Origin of the sequence: Vibrio hippocampi (assembly GCF_921292975.1) — a bacterium.
GTDB lineage: Bacteria > Pseudomonadota > Gammaproteobacteria > Enterobacterales > Vibrionaceae > Vibrio > Vibrio hippocampi.
Map to the genome: position 1 here is coordinate 243,228 of NZ_CAKLCM010000002.1, position 21,031 is coordinate 264,258.

General features: G+C 44.9%; 20 protein-coding genes. 10 read left to right on the forward strand and 10 right to left on the reverse strand.

Annotated features, from left to right (window positions below):
- Nucleotides 1-18: 18 nt before the first annotated feature.
- Nucleotides 19-864: an NADPH-dependent 7-cyano-7-deazaguanine reductase QueF gene (queF, locus tag L9Q39_RS03570; protein WP_237483753.1), complete on the reverse strand. Its 846-nt coding sequence runs from the start codon at nt 862-864 to the stop codon at nt 19-21.
- 155 nt (nt 865-1,019) lie between these two features.
- Between queF and syd the strand changes: the two genes are divergently transcribed.
- A complete protein-coding gene (syd, locus tag L9Q39_RS03575) occupies nt 1,020-1,574 on the forward strand; it encodes a SecY-interacting protein (protein WP_237483754.1) in 555 nt (184 codons plus the stop codon).
- A gap of 4 nt (nt 1,575-1,578) precedes the next feature.
- Entirely contained in the window at nt 1,579-2,355 is a 777-nt protein-coding gene (locus L9Q39_RS03580; protein WP_237483755.1) for a Zn-ribbon-containing protein, read from the forward strand.
- Nucleotides 2,356-2,455: 100 nt separating this feature from the next.
- Here the strand turns inward: L9Q39_RS03580 and L9Q39_RS03585 are convergent, their stop codons facing one another.
- From L9Q39_RS03585 to metN, 3 genes are read right to left on the reverse strand one after another with little or no spacing between them, the layout of a single operon-like run.
- Nucleotides 2,456-3,265 carry a MetQ/NlpA family lipoprotein gene (locus L9Q39_RS03585; RefSeq protein WP_237483756.1) on the reverse strand — a complete coding sequence of 270 codons (810 nt, stop codon included), beginning with the start codon at nt 3,263-3,265 and terminating at the stop codon, nt 2,456-2,458.
- 41 nt (nt 3,266-3,306) lie between these two features.
- Nucleotides 3,307-3,984, reverse strand: a complete 678-nt coding sequence (locus L9Q39_RS03590; RefSeq protein WP_237483757.1) for a methionine ABC transporter permease — start codon at nt 3,982-3,984, stop codon at nt 3,307-3,309.
- The gene (metN, locus tag L9Q39_RS03595) at nt 3,974-5,008 is read right to left on the reverse strand and encodes a methionine ABC transporter ATP-binding protein MetN (protein WP_237483758.1); all 1,035 of its coding nucleotides are present in this window, start codon (nt 5,006-5,008) and stop codon (nt 3,974-3,976) included. Before metN ends, L9Q39_RS03590 begins: the two co-directional genes overlap by 11 nt.
- Nucleotides 5,009-5,205: 197 nt before the next feature.
- Here metN and gmhB point away from each other — a divergent pair, with 197 nt between their 5' ends.
- The 4 genes from gmhB (at nt 5,206) to treC (ending at nt 10,320) form a co-directional block, all read left to right on the forward strand.
- A complete protein-coding gene (gmhB, locus tag L9Q39_RS03600; RefSeq protein WP_237483759.1) occupies nt 5,206-5,757 on the forward strand; it encodes a D-glycero-beta-D-manno-heptose 1,7-bisphosphate 7-phosphatase in 552 nt (183 codons plus the stop codon).
- A 74-nt stretch (nt 5,758-5,831) separates the two neighbouring features.
- Nucleotides 5,832-6,815 carry a trehalose operon repressor TreR gene (gene treR / locus L9Q39_RS03605; protein WP_237483760.1) on the forward strand — a complete coding sequence of 328 codons (984 nt, stop codon included), beginning with the start codon at nt 5,832-5,834 and terminating at the stop codon, nt 6,813-6,815.
- 149 nt (nt 6,816-6,964) lie between these two features.
- Nucleotides 6,965-8,389 carry a PTS trehalose transporter subunit IIBC gene (treB, locus tag L9Q39_RS03610; protein WP_237483761.1) on the forward strand — a complete coding sequence of 475 codons (1,425 nt, stop codon included), beginning with the start codon at nt 6,965-6,967 and terminating at the stop codon, nt 8,387-8,389.
- A gap of 239 nt (nt 8,390-8,628) precedes the next feature.
- Nucleotides 8,629-10,320: an alpha,alpha-phosphotrehalase gene (gene treC / locus L9Q39_RS03615; RefSeq protein ID WP_237483762.1), complete on the forward strand. Its 1,692-nt coding sequence runs from the start codon at nt 8,629-8,631 to the stop codon at nt 10,318-10,320.
- Between the two features lie 100 nt (nt 10,321-10,420).
- Here treC and L9Q39_RS03620 read toward each other — a convergent pair whose 3' ends face one another.
- Nucleotides 10,421-11,023 (reverse strand): YitT family protein, encoded by a 603-nt coding sequence (locus L9Q39_RS03620; protein ID WP_237483763.1) that lies wholly within the window; start codon nt 11,021-11,023, stop codon nt 10,421-10,423.
- 345 nt (nt 11,024-11,368) lie between these two features.
- Between L9Q39_RS03620 and glyA the strand changes: the two genes are divergently transcribed.
- Nucleotides 11,369-12,619, forward strand: coding sequence for a serine hydroxymethyltransferase (gene glyA, locus L9Q39_RS03625; protein ID WP_237483764.1), 1,251 nt, complete (start codon nt 11,369-11,371; stop codon nt 12,617-12,619).
- Between the two features lie 152 nt (nt 12,620-12,771).
- On the opposite strand, the gene L9Q39_RS03630 is transcribed toward glyA, so the two are convergent.
- The 5 genes from L9Q39_RS03630 to L9Q39_RS03650 all read right to left on the reverse strand — a co-directional run bounded on the left by L9Q39_RS03630 (nt 12,772) and on the right by L9Q39_RS03650 (nt 17,799).
- Nucleotides 12,772-13,668 carry a homocysteine S-methyltransferase family protein gene (locus tag L9Q39_RS03630; RefSeq protein WP_237483765.1) on the reverse strand — a complete coding sequence of 299 codons (897 nt, stop codon included), beginning with the start codon at nt 13,666-13,668 and terminating at the stop codon, nt 12,772-12,774.
- Nucleotides 13,669-13,810: 142 nt separating this feature from the next.
- Entirely contained in the window at nt 13,811-14,089 is a 279-nt protein-coding gene (locus L9Q39_RS03635; RefSeq protein WP_237483766.1) for a putative quinol monooxygenase, read from the reverse strand.
- Between the two features lie 234 nt (nt 14,090-14,323).
- On the reverse strand, nt 14,324-16,120 hold the full coding sequence (gene edd / locus L9Q39_RS03640; RefSeq protein WP_237483767.1) for a phosphogluconate dehydratase: 1,797 nt from the start codon (nt 16,118-16,120) through the stop codon (nt 14,324-14,326).
- Nucleotides 16,107-16,634 carry a gluconokinase gene (locus L9Q39_RS03645; protein ID WP_237483768.1) on the reverse strand — a complete coding sequence of 176 codons (528 nt, stop codon included), beginning with the start codon at nt 16,632-16,634 and terminating at the stop codon, nt 16,107-16,109. The genes edd and L9Q39_RS03645 overlap by 14 nt, the downstream gene beginning before the upstream one ends.
- A 157-nt stretch (nt 16,635-16,791) precedes the next feature.
- On the reverse strand, nt 16,792-17,799 hold the full coding sequence (locus tag L9Q39_RS03650) for a substrate-binding domain-containing protein (RefSeq protein WP_237483769.1): 1,008 nt from the start codon (nt 17,797-17,799) through the stop codon (nt 16,792-16,794).
- A gap of 373 nt (nt 17,800-18,172) precedes the next feature.
- Between L9Q39_RS03650 and L9Q39_RS03655 the strand changes: the two genes are divergently transcribed.
- The 3 genes from L9Q39_RS03655 to L9Q39_RS03665 are packed head-to-tail and all read left to right on the forward strand — an operon-like array spanning nt 18,173 to nt 21,023.
- The gene (locus L9Q39_RS03655; protein ID WP_237483770.1) at nt 18,173-18,694 is read left to right on the forward strand and encodes a TRAP transporter small permease; all 522 of its coding nucleotides are present in this window, start codon (nt 18,173-18,175) and stop codon (nt 18,692-18,694) included.
- Nucleotides 18,695-18,747: 53 nt separating this feature from the next.
- The gene (locus L9Q39_RS03660) at nt 18,748-20,049 is read left to right on the forward strand and encodes a TRAP transporter large permease (protein WP_237485494.1); all 1,302 of its coding nucleotides are present in this window, start codon (nt 18,748-18,750) and stop codon (nt 20,047-20,049) included.
- Between the two features lie 11 nt (nt 20,050-20,060).
- Nucleotides 20,061-21,023 carry a TRAP transporter substrate-binding protein gene (locus L9Q39_RS03665; RefSeq protein ID WP_237483771.1) on the forward strand — a complete coding sequence of 321 codons (963 nt, stop codon included), beginning with the start codon at nt 20,061-20,063 and terminating at the stop codon, nt 21,021-21,023.
- Nucleotides 21,024-21,031 lie beyond the last annotated feature (8 nt).

Consider the following 21,031-nt stretch of genomic DNA (forward strand, 5'->3'; position numbering starts at 1 on the left):
CCTGTGTACTGCTGAAAATTACTGTCTTGCCATACGCTTGTTATGGCGAGGTGCATCCAAATCACTGGAGCGGAAAGGGTTGATATCTAAGCCGCCGCGACGGGTATAACGTGCGTAAACGGTCAGTGACTGCGGTTGGCAGTATTGCATAATATCGGTAAAAATACGCTCAACACACTGTTCGTGAAACTCGTTGTGTTCGCGGAAAGAGACGATATAGCGCAACAGAGCTTGACGATCGATCTTGTTTCCTTGGTATTGAATTTCGACGCTTCCCCAATCAGGCTGATTAGTAATCAGACAGTTGGATTTCAGCAAGTGGCTATGCAGGGTCTCGGTGACAGGTTCATCAGAGACAGCGCCGTCAAGCAGGCTAGGGTCGAACTGGTAACTGTCGATGGTAATGTCTTGGTCATCAATACATTCACCAGACATCGCCGCGATGGTGCTATTTTCAAAATCCTGTACTGGTGTCAGTTTAACGTCCACAGGTTCGCCAGCGCATTGGGATAAGTCGCGGCGCAAGAACTCAGTGACTTGCTGCCAAGATTCAAAGCGTGTTTGGTTAAAGCTGTTTAAATAAAGCTTAAAAGACTTAGATTCAATCAGGTTTGGGCTGGTGACAGGAATACTTGCCTCGCCAACAGCAACCTGAGGTAATCCTTTGCTGTTTAACCAAGATAACTCATACAGAGTCCAAATATCGCAGCCTTTAAATGGCAAAGTATCACCCAGATTGAGGTCATCACGGTTGAGGCTTCTTGGGACGGCTTGCAATAACGTCGCGTCGTATTGATTCGCATAATCTGTTTTTTGACCTAGGGTTAGGCCAGTAAGTGCCTCAGAATTGGAATATTTGCTCATAATTTGGGGATACTTCGATTAGAATAATGGGCGATTTTACGAAATCCCGCCGAGACTGTCATCTATTGCACACCGAAAAGGTGAGACTTGAATGTTAAAGCTTATACGCTCAAGCAATCTAAGGCACAGTCTGAAGTCGATCAACTGGAGAAAGTATGAGTGTACAACAGGCACTAGAAGCATTTGGCCACCGCTACCAACAAGCATGGTTTGATAAATATCAGACACTACCAGCAAGTGAAGAACTGTTTGAACTTGTCTCTCCTTGTGTGGATAGCAAAGGTGTGGATAGCAAAGGTGAACAACAGGTGTTTTGGCAGCGTATTGTCAGAGAGGAGCCTGAGCAGCTGGAAAATATTGAAAAGGGTATTGAGCTGCAACTGCACTCGGACATCAAAGGGTTTTATGGTCATCAATACAGCGCGGATATGCAAGCAACTTGGCAAGGCAACCCGCTCACCCTGTTGCAGGTTTGGAGTGATGAAGACTTCGACCGTTTGCAAGAGAATATCCTTGGTCATCTCGTGACTCAAAAACGTCTTAAATTAAAGCCGACGGTATTTATTGCTGCCACCGATGCCGATATGGACGTTATCTCGATTTGCAACCTCACTGGCGAGGTGATTTTGGAAAGGTTAGGCACCAGCAATCGCGATACGATTGCGCCCGATCTTGAAACGTTTCTCAATGGCTTAGAGCCGGTAGTGTAATCGTATGTATGTGGTAGAACTTGTTTTTGAGTGTTTTGACGACACCACCATCTCGGCGGTCGAGAAGGGAATCAATGGCTTAATGGATGCCTTGAGGTTCAACGGACAGGTATTGGGACGAGAGTTTCCGGTCGTATTGGGCGACGGAGAATTTATGGTTCGTGCCGTTTGTCCAGATCAAGATAGCATGCATCCAAAGTATCACTCTGATTTTGTTAAAGTCTGTCTTAAGCGTCTATCGGACGCGAGTCTGCTCGCGCCAAAGGTGCGCTTATTAGGGCTGGATATTAACTCAGAGCAAGCAGCAGAAGAAGAGACGCCGAGTTGGCAGGTGCTGTACACCACTTATGTTCACACCTGTTCGCCACTGCGCAGTGGTGAATCCTTGCTGCCGATCCCGCTCTATCGCAATCCACCTACGTTAAATGGTGATCATAAGTCGGTGATTAAGTGGCAGACAGAGTGGCAAGCGTGCGATGAAATCCAGATGGCGGGAGGCTGTAAAGCTGAGCATGCGGCATTGCGTGAGCTAACCGAGGTGGACAGTGATCTGTTTCGTCGTGGCTGGGATATTCGCGGTCGGATTGAATACATTACTCACATCCCAACCTACTATTATCAGTACCGCGTTGGGGGTAAGAGTTTGCAGGACGAGCAAGCACGCAAGTGCCCGAAGTGTGGCGGTGACTGGTTATTAGACCAGCCGTTACACGATATTTTTTACTTTAAGTGCGATTCGTGCCGCATCGTCTCGAATATCTCTTGGGATCATCTTAAATAACGTTGAATGATACCGATAAAAAAACGGGTGACAGAAATCTGCCACCCGTTTTTTTATCTATCGTTGCATTTGGAACTTGGCATTTGGAACTTGGCGGTTATTACCAGCCTTTAACCACGCCACCTTGGAAGATGTCTGATGCACCTTGGTAGACTTCGTCAGTTTGGTACGCTTTAACGAAGTTCTGTACGTTTTCAGCATTGACATTGTCTTCACGAGCCACAATCAGGTTTACATAAGGAGACTCTTTATCTTCAACAAAGATACCGTCTTTTTGTGGTGTTAGGTTGATAGAGCTCGCGTAGGTGGTGTTGATGATCGATAGAGCAACATCGTCAAGTGAACGAGGAAGTTGCGCCGCATCGAGTTCAACAATGGTGATGTTTTTTGGGTTAGCAGTAATATCGCGAACCGTTGCTTGCAGGTCTGCGCCTTCACGTAGAGTGATAAGACCTTGTTGCTCAAGAAGTAGCAGTGAACGACCAAGGTTGGTTGGGTCGTTTGGAACCGCAATACGTGCACCGTCTTGCAGTTCATCGACGGATTTCACTTGCTTAGAATAGCCCGCGATTGGATAAACAAAGCTGTTACCCGCAATTGCCAGCTTGTAGCCACGATCTTTGACTTGCTGATCCAAATATGGCTTGTGTTGGAAAGCGTTAATGTCTACCGAACCATCATCCAAAGCGGCGTTCGGCGTCACGTAGTCAGTAAAGGTGACAAGCTCAACGTCTAGACCGTACTTCTCTTTAGCCACTTTCGCCGCAATCTCAGCCACTTGTGCTTCAGCACCGGCCATCACGCCGACTTTGACTTTGCTGGTATCAACTTCTTTGTCACCGCAACCAGCAAGAACGAGTGTTGATGCTGCCACTGCCGTTGCAACAATCTTTTTAATACTTAATTTCATGGCTTTCTCCTTGTCATTATTTTAGATTTTTGAATCTGTGACTATCTGTGGTCAACACGGCGTACAATAGCGTCGCCAATGGATTGAATGATTTGCACGAGCACGATCAGCATGACTACCGTCACGGCCATAATAGTGACATCGTAGCGGTGGAATCCGTAGCGGATGGCGACATCACCTAAACCGCCGCCGCCCACAGTGCCTGCCATTGCAGAATAGCTAACTAATGTGACTAAAGTGATAGTGACCGAGTTGACGATGGTCGGCATCGCTTCAGGCAGCAAGACTTTAGTAATAATTTGGTAGGGTGTGGCTCCCATTGACTGCGCGGCTTCAACTAAACCAGACGGAACCTCTAGCAGCGCGCCTTCAATTAAGCGTGCCACAAATGGGATAGCGCCAATGGTTAAAGGTACGATAGCGGCGGTTGTGCCAATAAAGGTACCGATCAACAACTTGGTCAGTGGAATAATCGCCACCATCAACACAAGGAAAGGTACGGAACGACCAACGTTGACAATCGCGCCAAGGATGCCGTTTAGTTTGCTGTTCTCTAGCAGGCCACCTTTCTTGGAAATGTGTAGTACGACACCGAGTGGGATGCCAACTGCGAAACCAATCAAACCCGCGACCGCAACCATATAAAGGGTTTCCCACGTTGCACCCAGCAGTAAACCGCTGTTAAAAGACAGCCACTCTGTGACAGAATTAAAGGACATAACCAAGCACCTCTACTTTTACATTGTTGTCGCGCAGGAATTCAATGGCTGCATTGTCGTTTTCTTCATCGCCAAACAGTTCCGCCACCATCATGCCGAACTTAACGCCACCAGCGTAGTCCAGATCAGAACTTAAAATACTGACATCAATGTTAAACTTGCGAGCAATTTGCGTCATCAGCGGCGCATCAACGGTTGCGCCAGTAAACTCTAAACGCACCAGTGGATAACTGCCTTCAACACGAGTTGGCTGCAAGCGCACTTGATAATCTTCTGGAATAGAGAGATCTAAAGTAGAACGAATGAATTGATGCGCTAATTCGGTTTTCGGATGAGCAAAGATCTCACCCACCGTGCCTTTTTCCACCAATTTACCATCACCAATAATTGCAACTTCGTGGCAGATGCTTTTGACCACATCCATCTCGTGAGTGATCAGCAATATGGTGATTTTAAGCTTGCGGTTGATCTCTTTAAGCAGCTCTAAGATGGATTGCGTCGTTGCAGGATCCAGTGCGCTGGTCGCTTCGTCACAGAGTAAAACCTTAGGGTCGCTTGCCAGTGCACGAGCGATGGCTACACGCTGTTTTTGTCCGCCACTGAGGTTGGCTGGATAGGTATCACGCTTATCGGCAAGACCTACAAGCTTAAGCAGTTCGGACACTTTAGATTCAATCGCGTCGCTCGCACGCCCAGCAAGTTCAAGGGGGAGGGCGACATTTTCAAATACAGTACGAGAGCTAAGAAGATTAAAGTGCTGGAAAATCATACCGATGTTGCGACGAGTCACGCTCAACTCAGACTTAGTGAGCTGAGTTAGATCGACGCCATCAACGATCACTGAACCAGACGTTGGTGCTTCGAGCATATTGACGCAGCGGATCAGGGTACTTTTACCTGCTCCCGATGCTCCAATCACACCAAAAATGGTGCCTTCGGCGATATGAAGATTGATATCAGACAGGGCATTTATCGCTTTACTGCCTTGATAAAACACTTTATTTACTTGATTTAACTCGATCATCTAAGCAATCCAATTCGCTTTACTAGCATAAAAGTTTGAACTATATCTCAATTATTGGTTGATGCTATGGTTTTCACTTCTTGGTGTCAATAGATATTTTTACGTCTAGACGTCTAAAATAAAAATTGCCCGTGAAGTCCAGCATAAAGCGTGCAATAATTCTGGCATTCAACAGCTATAGACCTAAGTGAGTGATTGTGGCAAAACCAGCAGTGTTTCTAGACCGCGACGGCGTTATCAATGTAGACCATGGATACGTGAGTGACGAACATGATTTTGAATACGTGGAAGGTGTGTTTGAAGCAACCAAGAAATTAAAGCAAATGGGCTATCTGTTGGTGTTGGTGACCAATCAGTCTGGCATTGCTCGCGGTATGTTTAGTGAAGATCGATTTTTGTCACTGACTCAATGGATGGACTGGAACTTCGTTGATAACGGCGTTGAACTCGACGGTATTTACTACTGCCCTCATCACCCAGAACATGGTATCGGCGAATACAAGCAAGACTGTGATTGCCGTAAACCTAAACCGGGCATGTTTATTTCAGCAAGAGATTTTCTGAAAATAGATATGGCGAACTCAGTGATGGTCGGCGATAAAGCAGAAGACATGATGGCGGCAGAGGCCGCAGGGGTGGGAACAAAAATCCTAGTCCGCACAGGCAAACCTGTCACAGAAAAAGGCGAAGCCATTGCAACGGTTGTACTTGATAGTATTGCAGATATTCCTGCGTATCTAAACAAGTAGCCGTTACTGTCTATTAAGATAAGAGAAGTCATGGCTTCCCTTTTGTTTGATTCCTTCTTGTAGTTTGATCACTTATGAGCAAAAAACTTACCATTCTTGATATTGCTAAACTGGCTGGTGTGGGCAAGTCGACAGTCAGTCGAGTGCTAACCAATGATCCCAAGGTAAAATCGCAAACGCGTGAGAAAGTAGAGCAAATCATTCGTGATTCAGACTATGTGCCTTCGAAATCGGCACAGTCCATGCGTGGTGGTAGCCAGAAAGTGGTCGGTGTGATCATCTCTCGTTTGGACTCCCCATCAGAAAACCGCGCGGTCGGTACTATGCTCAACGTTTTGTATTTGGCGGGATATGACGTGGTGATCATGGAGAGCCAATTCGATCGCGATAAAACCAACGAGCATTTGGATGTTCTTAAACGTCGCAATGTCGATGGGGTGATCGTCTTTGGTTTCACCGGATGCGACGAGCAAGCCTTAGCCGAGTGGGGCAATCGCATCGTAGTGATCGCCATGGATACGCAAATGGTTTCGTCGATAAATTATGATAATCAAGGTGTTATCGATATGGCGTTGTCGCATCTGGAACAACAATCTATCTCTCGTATTGCCTATATCGGTGTAGACCCAGAAGACCGCACCACGGGTCTTGCTCGTCTTAATGCTTACCAAGCTTGGTGTGAGAAAAAGTGCATCAAACCTTGCTATCAAACCGGAAAGCTTAGCCACGAAAGTGCCTACCAGTTGGTGGATCAAGTACTTCAATTGGACACGCAAGCCATCGCTTGTGCAAGTGACACCATCGCCTTAGGGGTAATTAAACGTCTGCAAGAAATGGGACGCGAAGATGTGGTGGTCACAGGTGTGGGCGGCAATGAATTACTCTCTTTTCTTTTTCCAAATGTCTTTAGCGTAGATCCGGGCTACGTTCATGCAGGTGAAAAAGCTGCGAATATGTTGATTAATCAATTGAATGGTGATGACTCTGTGGTGCATTTTACCCAGCAACCAATCCACCATCAATCCGCCACCAATCCACCTTTCAACGATCTACTCTAAAATTACACTGTGATCATTCTCCATTAATGGGACTGTTCCCATTTTGTTTTTGCATGCAAAGTGACACAATCAAATTACTGGGTGGGAATGTTCCCACTGCAAGAGTGTTACGATGAATTGAATGTATCCAATACAGGGTGGAGAAAGTTATGAGTAAGATTGCGCGTCAAGATGTACAGCGTCTTATTGAGCGGGTCGGGGGGGCGGATAATATCGCCAGTGTGAGCCACTGTTTAACTCGCTTGCGTTTCGTGTTGAATGACACCGACAATGCCGATACTGAGCAATTAGATGCACTACCTATGGTTAAGGGCTGCTTTACTAACGCGGGTCAGTTCCAAGTGGTGATCGGTACCGAAGTCGATGATGTTTATAAGGTACTCATTGAGCTGACAGGTCAAAGTGAGACCAGCAAAGACGAGGCTAAGAATGCTGCTCGTCAAAACATGAATATTGTTGAGCGTGGTATTTCCCACCTTGCTGAAATCTTTGTACCACTGTTACCAGCGATCATTACCGGAGGCTTGATTCTTGGCTTCCGTAATGTGATTGGCGACATCAAGATGTTTGATGGTCAAACGCTAACGGAAATGAGTCAGTTTTGGGCAACAGTACACTCATTTTTGTGGTTAATCGGCGAAGCGATCTTCTTCTTCTTACCGGTCGGTGTCTGTTGGTCTACAGTGAAAAAGCTTGGAGGTACACCAATTTTGGGTATCACGCTGGGTGTAACACTGGTTTCGCCACAGTTAATGAACGCATATCTGATTGGTAAGCAAGTTCCGGAAGTGTGGGATTTTGGCTTGTTCGTAATAGAGAAAGTGGGCTATCAAGCTCAAGTCATTCCGGCGATGTTAGCGGGTATGGCACTGGCGTTTATCGAAACCAACTTAAAACGCATCACTCCATCTTACCTCTACCTAGTCGTGGTGCCGTTTGTTTCTATCATCGTGTCTGTAATTCTTGCGCACTCCATTATCGGTCCATTTGGTCGTATGTTGGGTGACGGCGTTGCTTTTGCGGCGAAAGCAGCTATGACCGGTGATTTTGCAATCATTGGCTCAACCATCTTCGGTTTCCTATATGCTCCTCTAGTGATTACAGGTATTCATCACACCACCAACGCAGTTGACCTACAATTGATGCAAGAGCTAGGTGGCACACCAATCTGGCCTTTGATTGCACTATCAAACATCGCTCAAGCCTCTGCGGTTATTGGCATCATTATCATCAGTAAAAAACATGGTGAGCGTGACATTTCAGTGCCAGCTGCGATCTCAGCTTACCTTGGCGTCACTGAGCCTGCGATGTATGGCATTAACTTGAAATACAAGTTCCCAATGTTGAGCGCGATGATTGGTAGTGCAATTGCGGCCGCTATCTGCGGTAGTGCAGGTGTGATGGCGAATGGTATCGGTGTGGGTGGTTTACCAGGTATCTTGTCTATCCAACCACCGTTCTGGGGAGTGTTTGCACTGGCGATGTTGGTCGCGATGGTTATTCCAGTCGCGCTGACACTTGTGCTGTACAAGCGCGCTCAAATGAAAGGCGAATTAGAAACCGCCAACGCGTAATTCAAGCAACCGCGTAATTCAAGCAACGAAGCGATGGTTTCAACTACTATCGCTTTCTGTCTTACAGACTAAAACGGTCAATCCAGAATCGAGGCACGAGATGTCAGGAATCTCAAGTTTAATGAGTCAATGAGAAGATCCCAAGTCCGCTTCAACATTCTTGGATATAACATCTAGTGAGCCATGATGAAATGGTCACTGTTTTCAATTTTTATTTTACTGGTATGTGAGTGTTAGAAATGGCAATGACCAAGCATGATGAGAGTTGGTGGAAAACCGCAACTATCTACCAAATTTACCCAAAAAGCTTTTGTGACAGTGGAAGTAAAGGCACCGGCGATATTAAAGGGATCATTTCTAAACTGGAGTATCTAAAACACCTTGGTGTGGATGCGATTTGGCTGACGCCTGTGTACCAATCGCCAATGATCGACAACGGTTATGACATCTCCGATTATTACGCGATCAATCCAGAATTCGGCACTATGCAAGATTTCGATAGCTTGTTGGTAGAGGCTCACCAACTTGGTATTCGAATCATCATGGACATCGTTGTGAACCATACGTCGACAGAACATCAGTGGTTTCAGTCGGCACTCGGCGACAAAAACAGTCCATACCGCGACTACTACATCTGGAAAGACCCCATCAATGGCGCAGAGCCAAACAACTGGCAATCAAAGTTTGGCGGTAATGCTTGGGCGCTGGATGAAATGACGGGTCAGTACTACTTACACCTCTTTGCTAAAGAGCAAGCGGATCTTAACTGGGAAAACTCAGTAGTGCGTGAAGAAGTTAAAGAAGTTATCAGTTTCTGGGCGGAGAAGGGCGTTGATGGTTTCCGTCTAGATGTAATCAACCTGATTTCTAAGCAGCAAGATTTCCCTAGTGATGATACTGGTGATGGTCGCCGTTTCTATACTGATGGGCCACGTGTGCACGAATACCTTCAAGAGATCAGCGAAGCGGTATTCCAAAAATACGGCAGCGTGACGGTTGGTGAAATGTCTTCAACCACGCTAGAGCATTGCCAACAGTACTCGGCGCAAGATGGTAAAGAGCTATCGATGGTGTTCAACTTCCATCATCTAAAAATTGATTATCCCGATGGTGACAAGTGGACCAAAGCGCCGTTTGATTTCATCCAACTGAAGCAGATTTTCAACCATTGGCAAACTGGCTTGAATGGCAAAGGGTGGGGCGCACTGTTCTGGTGCAATCACGACCAGCCTCGTGTTGTAAGTCGTTTAGGTGACGACCAACAATATCGAGTAGAATCAGCCAAGATGCTGGCGGCGTCTATTCATATGATGCAAGGGACGCCTTATATTTACCAAGGCGAAGAAATTGGTATGACCAACCCAAGTTATACTGAAATCAGCCAATATCGCGATGTTGAAAGCACCAATATGTACGATATCATGGTCAACCGTGATGGCATTGCACACGAAGATATGATGGCAATTTTGGCGCAGAAGTCGCGTGATAACTCACGTACACCAATGCAATGGAATAGCGCTAAACATGCAGGCTTCACAGTAGGCGCGCCGTGGTTAGAAGTCGCTCAAAATTATACTAGCATCAACGCAGAAGCGGCTATTGCGGATTTGAACTCAGTGTTCTACTTCTATAAACGCTTGATTGAACTGCGTAAACAAGTTCCTGTGATTACGGATGGTCGCTACGAGGATTTACTGCCAAAACACAAACGCATTTTTGCTTATGCTCGCCAAAACGCAAAGCAAACGCTGTTGTGTGTCAATAACTATTACGGCGAAGAAGTGGAGTGTGTGTTACCTGAGCGCTTTGATATGAGTAAAGCCAACAACCTACTTTCTAACTATCATAATGCGACTGGCGCGATTGCTTCCAATCACCTGGTTCTACGCCCTTATGAAACACGCATTATGTTAATTGATAACTACCTCTAAGAATTTCGGTATTAAACAAAAGGCTTTGAAGTGACCCCCAAAGTCTTTTGTTTTTTTAGTTTGGCGCAGAGTGAATTGTGCTTCAAATTTCACTGTAAGGTTATGAACCGTAGCTTACCGAATAACGATACGGTTTGTGATTCATTGCAAGTACTAGATTCAGCGCGAATGCGCCAAGAATCGACAAGCCGATAATCCAAGGTGTCACGAAGAACAAAGACGAAATCAGGATGCAAGCGTCAATCACCATCTGAGATTTACCAACAGAAATCCCAAACTTATCTTGAATAAGCAAACACAGTACGTTGAAGCCACCCAGACTTGAACGGTGACGGAATAGGATCAACATACCTAAGCCCATCAACAATCCACCAGTAATGGCACAGTAAATGTCGCTAATCGATTCGAGTGAAATCAGTAAATACAGATGATCAGCAAAGATAGAAACCAAAGCGCCAGAAACGGCACTGTTAATGGCAAACTGCCGCCCAAAGCGTTGCCATGCTAGCAAGTAAAAAGGACAGTTAGCTAAAAAGTAAAGTACACCAAACGTAAAAGGTGTAAATTGACTGATAAGTAGGGCAAGACCTGTTGTGCCGCCGGTAATTAGGTGTGCTGATTGAAGAAAAAAGACCCCTTGGGCAACGATAAAGGTGCCAGTTAGAATCGCAATCCAGTCTTCTTTTGCTGTGTGTTTTTCCATCAGTGGCTAAATCTATCTGGTGTAAATGGAGGCTAATAGTAGTAAAAAGATGATCTTTTCGGTAGCTAGCGGATAAAAATTGCGGTAAATCTATGTAATTCAAATTTTACACAGTGTAAATAGAATAATTGACACTTGGGGTTTGCATGGCGGCTATATACCAATATATGAACCAACGGAGTGTTACTATGAAAAAACAACATGAGAAAAAGCCAATTTTTTCTTTATGACCTAGATCAAATTATGTATTATGCCAGTCATCAAATGTGGTGACGAAAACGTTTGCTTTTGGTCATTATGTGGTTTTTTTGAAACTTTCAGTCATATCTGAGTCAGGAGATACAGATGCTAAAGCGTGATATGAACATCGCCGATTACGATGCGGAGCTATTTGCGGCTATTCAAGAAGAGACCCTTCGTCAAGAAGAGCACATCGAGCTTATCGCTTCAGAAAACTACACCAGCCCACGCGTAATGGAAGCGCAAGGCTCGCAACTTACTAACAAGTACGCAGAAGGCTACCCAGGCAAGCGTTACTATGGCGGTTGTGAATATGTAGATAAAGCAGAAGCATTAGCGATCGATCGCGCTTGCCAACTGTTTGATTGTGAGTATGCGAATGTACAGCCACACTCAGGCTCTCAAGCGAACAGCGCGGTTTACATGGCGCTGCTTAATCCTGGCGATACTGTTCTAGGTATGAGCCTAGCTCACGGTGGTCACCTTACGCACGGTTCTCCGGTTAACTTCTCAGGTAAGCATTACAACGTTATTCCTTACGGCATTGATGAAGCGGGTCAGATCAACTATGACGAAATGGAGCAATTAGCGCTTGAGCATAAGCCGAAAATGATTATCGGTGGTTTCTCTGCTTACAGCCAAGTGGTTGACTGGGCACGTATGCGTGAAATCGCAGATAAAGTGGACGCTTTCCTATTTGTTGATATGGCGCACGTTGCGGGTCTGATTGCCGCGGGCGTCTACCCAACGCCAGTGCCACATGCGCACGTTGTAACAACTACAACTCACAAAACACTAGCGGGTCCTCGTGGCGGTCTTATCCTATCGAATGCTGGTGAAGATATGTATAAGAAGCTGAACTCAGCGGTATTCCCTGGCGGTCAAGGTGGTCCTTTGATGCACGTGATTGCAGGTAAAGCAGTGGCTTTCAAAGAAGCGATGGAGCCTGAGTTTAAAGAGTATCAAGCGCGCGTAGTACAAAACGCAAAAGCGATGGTGGCTCAGTTCCAAGAGCGCGGTTATAAAATCGTATCAAACAGCACAGAAAACCACTTGTTCCTTGTTGACCTTATCGACAAAGACATCACGGGTAAAGAAGCAGATGCTGCGCTGGGTGCTGCTAATATTACCGTCAACAAAAACTCAGTTCCTAATGACCCACGTAGCCCGTTTGTTACATCGGGTATCCGTGTTGGTACTCCAGCGATTACTCGTCGTGGCTTCACGGTCGACAACGCAAAAGATCTGGCGAACTGGATGTGTGATGTTCTCGATAACCTTGATAACCAAGACGTGATTGAAGCAACAAAACAGAAAGTTCTGGCTATCTGTCAGTCTCTGCCTGTTTACGCATAATCAACGGATTGATTAGTTTGAATTAAGCCCTCATTTGAGGGCTTTTTTGTGCCTGTTGTTATTGGCTTGAATGACGATCAGATTGTGATGCTCAATACAGCTTTACCCAGCTACTTTTTACAAGCTATTTTGCAAAAACGCCTTTCCAAAAGCTACTTCAGCGTATCTTTCCACTTTCTTAGCTGTTGAATATGACTGGGTGAAATACCACAACATCCACCGATGATATTTGCGCCTAAACTCTGCCATTGCTTGGCAAACTCCAGATACTCATGTTCAGACACGTTGCGTAATCCTTGAAAGCGGTCATTCGCTTTATGGTCGGAATGGATCGGTGTAAAGCTATTGGCGTACACGCCAATATCGAGAGTCTTGCCGGTTTGGCTTAATACCTTATTGACGTCTTTGATTGCTTGCTCAATAACCTCTGGAATAGAACAATTAAAAAAGATGCCCGCGGCTTGAGTATGCAGAAGTTTTTCAACGGCATCCGTCACCAATTCTCCTGAGCGGAGGCGTGATACGGAACTGATCTCATCTTGTAGGGTGTAGGCGATATAGCAAGTTTTGTCTGTTTGCGATAAGACTTTGCAGAACACGTCGGCCTCAGCCAGGCTAGATACGGTCTCAACCAACCAAAGATCGACATGACTATCTTGCGCTTGGAATAAGTCTAAACAGATTTGCTCTGCGCGTTCTGCTTCAAAGAGATCAGGACGATAGGAACCAAAAGGAGGAGGAATTGCCCCGGCAACTCGCACCGGTTTTTGTGATTCTACCACCGCTTCACGAGCAAGTTGCGCCGCTTGTTGAGCAAGATTCGCCCCTTGCTGAGCGTAAAGCTCCTCGCCGAGATGAAAGGGAACACAGGCATAGCTATTGACCGTGATGATCTCTGCCCCTGCGTTGATGAAAGATTGATGTACCTGCTTAACATGCTGAGGTGACTCGATGAGCGCCTGAGCACTCCAAAGTGGTTGAGAAAAGGGCGCGCCGATCTGCTTTAGCTCACGCCCCATACCGCCGTCTAGGATTGTAATATCGACCATTTGGACTTCCATACTGCTTAACGTCTATTGCGCAATATAAACATAAAGCGTCAATAGATACAATTTTGTCTTGAACGAAAACTGAAGGTAGAAAATAGACCAATGAATCAAGGGCAAACAGAATACCGTTTTAAAGCTTAGCTCATTGCTCAGAGATCGTGTAATGGCGCTCAACATTCGCGGTGACTTGCCCCCAATAGGAAGATTTAACACGCTGCTGGTGGGCGGAAAAGGCCGATTGATCGATAAATTCTTCATATACATCATAACGGCAAGGGTTGTCAGGACTGACGGTGACACTAAAGCTAATGCATCCCGGCTCTTGCAATGTAAGCTTAATATGGTCGGGTAGAGCGCGTTTGACGGCATTGAGTTCGTCTTGTGGGACGATGATAAATCCCGTTAGGGTGACTTTGGTCATTTATCGCTTGATTCCTTTCAGCGGTGGTATTGTTGGCTCTCCTTGTCGGTATGGGAAGAACCGTGAAGTTAACGCTTAATGAGCCAACAATTTACCATAGATGTCTTAGATGCGTGAGCCAGAAAAGAAGCAGACAATATAAAAGAGGCAGCCCATGTACGACTAAACAACGATGTGCTGCAAAGCCATTCTGTGCTGCTAAACCATTATGTGTAACTAAACCACTATGTGTAACTAAACAATAAAGCTAGCCCCTTCTTCCGCTGACGAAACATTCTGTCTTGCACAGTCGAATAGTTGACGTCCCCATGTTGTTTGTTGCGGTGTTAAATCAACATACTGCGACTCCCGCTGCTCAATATCGACCAACGCTTCGATTAAGCCGGTGGTGCAATCAATACGAATCTTATCACCATCTCTAATTAAACCAATTGCGCCACCGCGAGTGGCTTCAGGGGAGAGGTGAATGACAGAGGGAACCTTGCCGGATGCGCCAGACAGTCGACCATCGGTTACGAGGGCGACCTTATAACCGGCTTTTTGCAGGTTTCCTAAGATTGGCATTAATTTATGCAGTTCAGGCATGCCGTTGGCGGCAGGACCATTGTGAGAGACGACCACCACACAGTCTTGGTTTAATTCCCCGTTTTGATAGGCTTTTTCGACGTCATGTTGAGAAGTGAAAACGCGAGCGGGCGCTTCAATTTGGTGGTATTGAGTATCAACTGCGGATACTTTGACAACGCCTCGACCAAGGTTGCCGGACAAGAGTTTTAGCCCACCGGTCGCTCTATAGCATTGCCCAGACGCTGCAATAACATTGTGGTCTAAACTGCCAGTCGTCGGATGCCAGACCAATTGGTCATCTTCAATCTTGGGTGAGTTTAATTGCGATTCAAAGCTGCCGAATGCGGTGACGACATCGGTATGAAGAAGGTTTTGTTCATTCAACCTATGCAATAGTGCTGGCACGGAGCCGGCGTTTTGGAATGCATTCATATCCATTGAGCCATTAGGGTAGACGTTAACCAGTAACGGCACCACTTCGGATAAGGCGTTGATGTCATCCCATTTCAAGTCAATGCCTGCGGAACGCGCCAAAGCCACCATATGAATCGTGTGATTGGTACTCCCTCCTGACGACAACAACGCGACGATGCCATTGATGAGGGTTTTCTCAGTCACGACTTGGTAGAGTGGACGGTACTTTGGTGAATCTATGGTTCGAGACGCTATTTGAATACTGGCTTCAGTCGTCAGTTTCTCGCGTAGTTCGCTATTTGGATGAACAAAAGCTGAGCCAGGTAACATCAATCCCATTGCTTCAAAGACCAATTGGTTGGTGTTTGCGGTTCCATAAAAGGTACAAGTCCCACTTGAGTGGTAGGATTGACACTCCATATCGAGCAGTGCTTGTTTGCCTACTGTTTTGGCTGCGAACTGCTGTCTGACCGTTACTTTTTCATCATTACTGATCCCAGTAGCCATTAAGCCGGAAGGAACAAAAGCCGTGGGTAAGTGTGCATAAGACAATGCACCCATTAGCAGCCCAGGCGCGATTTTGTCACAGACACCAAGTAGTAAACTGGCGTCGTACACATTGTGGCTAAGAGAAAGGGCAGTGGATTGCGCAATTAAGTCCCTTGAGAATAGAGACAGATCCATGCCGACTTGCCCCTGAGTAACGCCATCGCACATTGCAGGCACGCCACCTGCAACCTGTGCAGTGTGTCCTGAGTGGGCAAGAGATTGCTTAATCTTGTCAGGATAACATTGGTAAGGCTGATGGGCAGAGACCATATCGTTATACGAGGTGATAATCGCTACATTGGCAGAAGTAAAGTTAAGGAACTGCGCCTTGTCTTGCTCACAGCTTGCGGCAGTCGCGTGAGCAAGGTTGCCGCAAGATAAGTTCGTGCGATTCTTTCCCAGTTGACGTTGGGCTTCACAGTGCTGCAAAAACGCTTGTCGAGATGCTTTACTTCGCTCAATCAGCCGTTCGGTAACTTCGAGAACTTTATTGTTTAACACAAGTTACTCCTCTGGTTTCAAGCTTAAGTAAACATTCATTGATCAAGTCAGGAACAGATTGATCAATATTCACCGTAATCACGTCGCACTCATCGTAGGGCTTTTCTAGCGCGGCAAACTGGCTATCAACCATTTCGGGCTTCATATAATGCCCATTGCGCTGGCTAATCCTTTCTTTAACTAACTCAATGCTTCCGTCGAGAAAGACAAACATGACGCTTTGGTTACCTTGACGAATCAGATCTCGGTACTGTTTTTTGAGTGCAGAACACACCAAGACCATACTTTCGCCTTTACTTTCGACGCTATAAATAGCGTCATTCACCCGGTTTAACCACGGCGTTCTATCTTCATCGGTTAGAGGAATGCCCGCAGACATTTTTTGTACATTCTCTTTTGGGTGAAGATCATCACCATCGATAAACTTGGTATTGAGCCGCTTGGCAAGCAGTTCGCCAATGGTCGACTTTCCTGAAGAGCAAACCCCCATAACAACAATGCTAAATCCAGCCATTCGATCCCTCACTCTTATTTGAAATGACACTAAATAATGATGTTATTGGTAACATGATACGCGTAACAGTTTAATTTGTCGAAAACTTATCCATATCTGTGACATGAGTAACTAAAAATATGGTGTATCAAATAGGGTTTGAACTCGTTTTTTGCGGTTAACTGCTCTCGCCTTGGGTAAGAGTAAAGCCTAAATCGAACGAGTTTTTATCGATAAATTGACCTTCGATCTTGTCAAGCAGCAGCTCTGCTGAGGTTTCACCAATTTCGTACCGGGGAGTATAAACACTGGTTAATTTCGGTGACACCGCTTGACCGATGTTAAGCGCGTTGTAACCGATGATGGCAATATCATTCGGGATTTGGATCCCTTTTTCAGAGCAAGCTAAAATCACGCCAATCGCAATATCATCATTGGTGCAAAATATACCATCTAAGTCCGGACACTCTATTAAAGCACGCTCTAGAAGCTCTCTCCCTAGGGTAAAACTGGAATGGCTAGAGGTGAGAAAGTGATACTTTTGTAGTCCAGCGTCTATTATCGCCCGATCATAGCCTTGCATGCGGTACTTAGTACGATTGTCCAAGCGAGCACCGAAATAGCCAATTTTGTTTTTCCCTTTTTTTATCATTGAGTTAACAGCAAAGTGAGCCGCGGCTTTATGATCAATACCGACCACGATATCGATGGGGTTGTCGGTAAGTTCCATCGTTTCGATAACTGGAATACCGGCTGTTTTCAGCATTTTTAGGGTTCGTTCGGTATGCGTTGTGCCAGTAAGAATGACGCCATCGACATGGTAGGAAAGTAGAGTGGCAATTTTGCGTTCTTCAACTTCATCAGAATAACTGTAGTGTGACAATAGAACTTCATAACCTCTTTTATTGGTTACTGTTTCTATGCCTTGAACAAAGCTTGAAAATACTTGGTTGGACAGTGAAGGCAGCAATACACCGATCGCTTTACTGGAGGCTTTAGATAGCATCGCAGGCGCTCGATTGTGAATATAACCTTGCTCTTCAATCGCTTTGGCGATTTTTTCCCGTGTTCGTTCTGCCACCAAATTGGGATCGCGCAAATATCGGCTCACGGTCATCTTAGTCACATTGACCTGATCAGCGATGTCTTGTAAAGACGGCCTAGATTTACGCTTAGAAACTGTCATGTCGATACCTATCAATAATAATGCAATGACTGTTACAGTAACATAACATGATACTCTTCCGCTATATTTATGCTTGTTCACTAATGTTAGATAAGTCTCAAAATAATGGTCGTATATTAGGCTGTGATCGACGTCAACCAATGGTGTAGGAAAGAATGAATACAACTTTCATACATTTAAGTCTTTTAAAATCAAGGTTTTAGTTGTCATTCTGTGCTTGGTTCCTTGCTCGATGTAAGGATTTCTTATGATCAGGCACACACTTTCATCATTAAGCGTTTGTATAAAATCAATCCCCCGATAAACTGAGTTTAAAAGTTACCAGTAACATAAAAGAGTAACATCACATAATGGGTTCAATTTAGGGGTTCCTATGGAAGTTTTAAATAATACGGTAGTTTTCATTACCAAAGTGCTTGAAAAATTACTGATCTTTCTAATGTGGATAATGGTTGCTGCTGTGGTTTGGCAGGTATTCACAAGATTTGTCATCAACTCTCCGTCAACATTCACCGATGAGTTGAGCCGATACCTGATGCAATGGGTGGGAATTTTAGGTGGTGCTTATGTCTATGCTTTAAAGCGCCATCTAGCCATTGAAGTTTTAGTGACGAAACTTTCACCGAAACGTCAACATATATTATCCATCATCATTAGTGTCATCGTTTTTATATTTTCAGTGATAGTACTTGTGTATGGTGGAATGAATGTTGTTCAAACCACACTAAAATTTAATCAAGTCTCTCCTAGCTTAGTTTTCTTTGGTTCTAATTTGCCAATGGGATATGTGTATTTATCGGCACCTATATCAGGCATTATTATCGCAATTTGTTCAGTGAATGACTCATTACAGAGCGCAAGAGAAATTATTAATATGAAAGGGGATAAAGCATGACTCTGATGGATATTATGCTTACTGAAAACTACATATCTAATATGCCAGATTTCATGTATGAATTGTTGCCAGTGTTAGTATTGTTTGGGGCGTTATTTGTCTTTTTGGTAATCGGTCTTCCTATCGCATTTGCCATTGGATTTTCATCACTGCTGACAATATTCCTTAACTTCCCTATTGATAAAGCGGCGGTGCTTACTTCGCAGAAATTATTAGGTGGCTTAGATAACTTTGGGTTACTTGCGTTACCATTCTTTATATTCGCGGGGAACTTGATGAACTCTGGGGGCATTGCGAAACGGTTGATTAACTTTGCAATGCTACTAGGCGGAAAACTGCCGGGCGCATTATGCCACGTGAATGTGATTGCCAACATGATGTTTGGTTCTCTGTCTGGTTCAGCAACGGCATCAGCCGCTGCCGTCGGTGGTCTTATGGGACCATTACAAGATGAGAAAAAATATCCTAAAGGCTTTTCGAGTGCCGTGAATATCGCCTCTTGTCCAACAGGGCTGCTTATTCCACCCTCGAATGTGTTGATTCTCTATGCATTAGTGAGTACCAGTTCAGTCCAGTATTTGTTTTTAGCAGGCTATATCCCAGGCATTATTATGGGTCTGTGTGTCATGCTCGGTGTCTATATATTTGGTCGTCGCTATGGTGTGCCTAATGAAAAAATTACATTAGACCAACCTGTGATGAAGACTATTATTGATGCTGTACCGAGTCTGATGATGTTAGTCATTATTATGGGCGGTATTGTTGGTGGTGTATTTACTGCAACTGAGGCATCGGCAATAGCGGTTGTATATAGCTTGATTCTCGGGTTTATATATAGAGAGATTAAGATAAAAGACTTGTCAAAAGTGGTATTGGATAGTGTAGTTATCACGGCAATCGTATTGTTTATGATTTCAACATCCAGCGCGATGTCTTGGGCAATGGCTTACTCGGATATTCCAGCGTTCATTGCTAACTTTGTTCTGAACTTTTCAGACAACCCTATTGCGATACTTATTTTAATTAACATCATATTTTTGGTTGTTGGCACCTTTATGGATATGTCTCCAGCAATCTTAATATTTACACCCATTATGTTGCCAATCGCTGCTTTCATTGGCATGGATCCTATCCACTTTGGAATCATGATGGTGTTTAACTTATCTATCGGTATTTGCACACCGCCAGTAGGGACTGCCTTATTCGTTGGTTGCAGCGTATCAGGCACAAAGCTTGGTGAAGTGATACCGAAGTTAATTCCGTTATACGTGCTTATTATTGTAGGTCTAACGGTGGTTGTTGCGTTCCCTAGTCTAACCATGTGGTTACCAAGACTAGCGGGTTACACAGGTTAAAGGAATATACTATGAAAAAATCGATCTTAGCTATATCTGTTGCAGTACTCTCTTCGTCAGTGGCATTTAATGCATCGGCAAAATTATTGAAACTGGCACACGCTATGCCTCTCGACCACCCAGTACACCAATCTCTAACCTGGTTTGCTGAAGAAGTGAGTGAGCAAACGAAACACCGCGTTAAAATTTATCCAAATGCGACGTTAGGTGGTGAAGAAGCGACGCTTCAGATGCTGCAAAACGGCACATTAGCATTCACTAAGGTTGGGGGAGGTCTAACGGCTTCTTTCTCTGAACAGTACAACGTGCTTTCACTGCCTTACTTGTATAAAGATGAAGCGGACTCAAAACGCATATTACGCGGTCCTGTAGGTCAAGGTATTCTAGCTTCATCCGAAAAAGATGGCTTTGTAGGGCTGGCATTTTTATCAAGTGGCTCTCGTGGTTTCTATTCTAACCATAAGATTGAAAAAGCCAGTGATGTTAAAGGTCTAAAAATTCGTGTGCAAAATTCACCAATCGATATTGATACCATGAAAGCACTTGAAGGCAGTCCGGTGCCTATTTCTTCAACCGAAGTTTACTCAGCGTTACAGCAGGGTGTGGTTGATGGTGCGGAAAACAATATCCCAACTTATTTTGCCAACCGTCACTACGAAGTGGCTAAGTACTATACCGAAGACCATCACACGATGATCCCAGATATTCTAGCGGTATCAGCGGAAACGTGGCAGCAACTGTCAAAAGAAGATCGCGATACTATAAGCAAGATTTCGGTTGAGTTGCTTGATGTACAAGATCGCTATTGGGATGCGTATGTAGATAAAGCCAAAGCGGAAATTGTGAAAAACGGTGGTGAAATCGTTGAAGCGGATATCGCCTCTTTCCAAGAGCGAGTACAACCAGTTTATAAAAAGTTTGTACGTGAAAATCCACAACTTGAAGAACTACTTCATTCACTACAGACATACTAAGAGAATAA

Bases quoted from the DNA above. Each gene is read 5' to 3' on its own strand.
- queF (WP_237483753.1), bottom strand. From the start codon at position 864: ATGAGCAAATATTCCAATTCTGAGGCACTTACTGGCCTAACCCTAGGT.
- syd (WP_237483754.1), top strand. From the start codon at position 1,020: ATGAGTGTACAACAGGCACTAGAAGCATTTGGCCACCGCTACCAACAA.
- L9Q39_RS03580 (WP_237483755.1), top strand. From the start codon at position 1,579: ATGTATGTGGTAGAACTTGTTTTTGAGTGTTTTGACGACACCACCATC.
- L9Q39_RS03585 (WP_237483756.1), bottom strand. From the start codon at position 3,265: ATGAAATTAAGTATTAAAAAGATTGTTGCAACGGCAGTGGCAGCATCA.
- L9Q39_RS03590 (WP_237483757.1), bottom strand. From the start codon at position 3,984: ATGTCCTTTAATTCTGTCACAGAGTGGCTGTCTTTTAACAGCGGTTTA.
- metN (WP_237483758.1), bottom strand. From the start codon at position 5,008: ATGATCGAGTTAAATCAAGTAAATAAAGTGTTTTATCAAGGCAGTAAA.
- treR (WP_237483760.1), top strand. From the start codon at position 5,832: ATGAGCAAAAAACTTACCATTCTTGATATTGCTAAACTGGCTGGTGTG.
- treB (WP_237483761.1), top strand. From the start codon at position 6,965: ATGAGTAAGATTGCGCGTCAAGATGTACAGCGTCTTATTGAGCGGGTC.
- treC (WP_237483762.1), top strand. From the start codon at position 8,629: ATGGCAATGACCAAGCATGATGAGAGTTGGTGGAAAACCGCAACTATC.
- L9Q39_RS03620 (WP_237483763.1), bottom strand. From the start codon at position 11,023: ATGGAAAAACACACAGCAAAAGAAGACTGGATTGCGATTCTAACTGGC.
- glyA (WP_237483764.1), top strand. From the start codon at position 11,369: ATGCTAAAGCGTGATATGAACATCGCCGATTACGATGCGGAGCTATTT.
- L9Q39_RS03630 (WP_237483765.1), bottom strand. From the start codon at position 13,668: ATGGTCGATATTACAATCCTAGACGGCGGTATGGGGCGTGAGCTAAAG.
- L9Q39_RS03635 (WP_237483766.1), bottom strand. From the start codon at position 14,089: ATGACCAAAGTCACCCTAACGGGATTTATCATCGTCCCACAAGACGAA.
- L9Q39_RS03645 (WP_237483768.1), bottom strand. From the start codon at position 16,634: ATGGCTGGATTTAGCATTGTTGTTATGGGGGTTTGCTCTTCAGGAAAG.
- L9Q39_RS03650 (WP_237483769.1), bottom strand. From the start codon at position 17,799: ATGACAGTTTCTAAGCGTAAATCTAGGCCGTCTTTACAAGACATCGCT.
- L9Q39_RS03655 (WP_237483770.1), top strand. From the start codon at position 18,173: ATGGAAGTTTTAAATAATACGGTAGTTTTCATTACCAAAGTGCTTGAA.
- L9Q39_RS03660 (WP_237485494.1), top strand. From the start codon at position 18,748: ATGTATGAATTGTTGCCAGTGTTAGTATTGTTTGGGGCGTTATTTGTC.
- L9Q39_RS03665 (WP_237483771.1), top strand. From the start codon at position 20,061: ATGAAAAAATCGATCTTAGCTATATCTGTTGCAGTACTCTCTTCGTCA.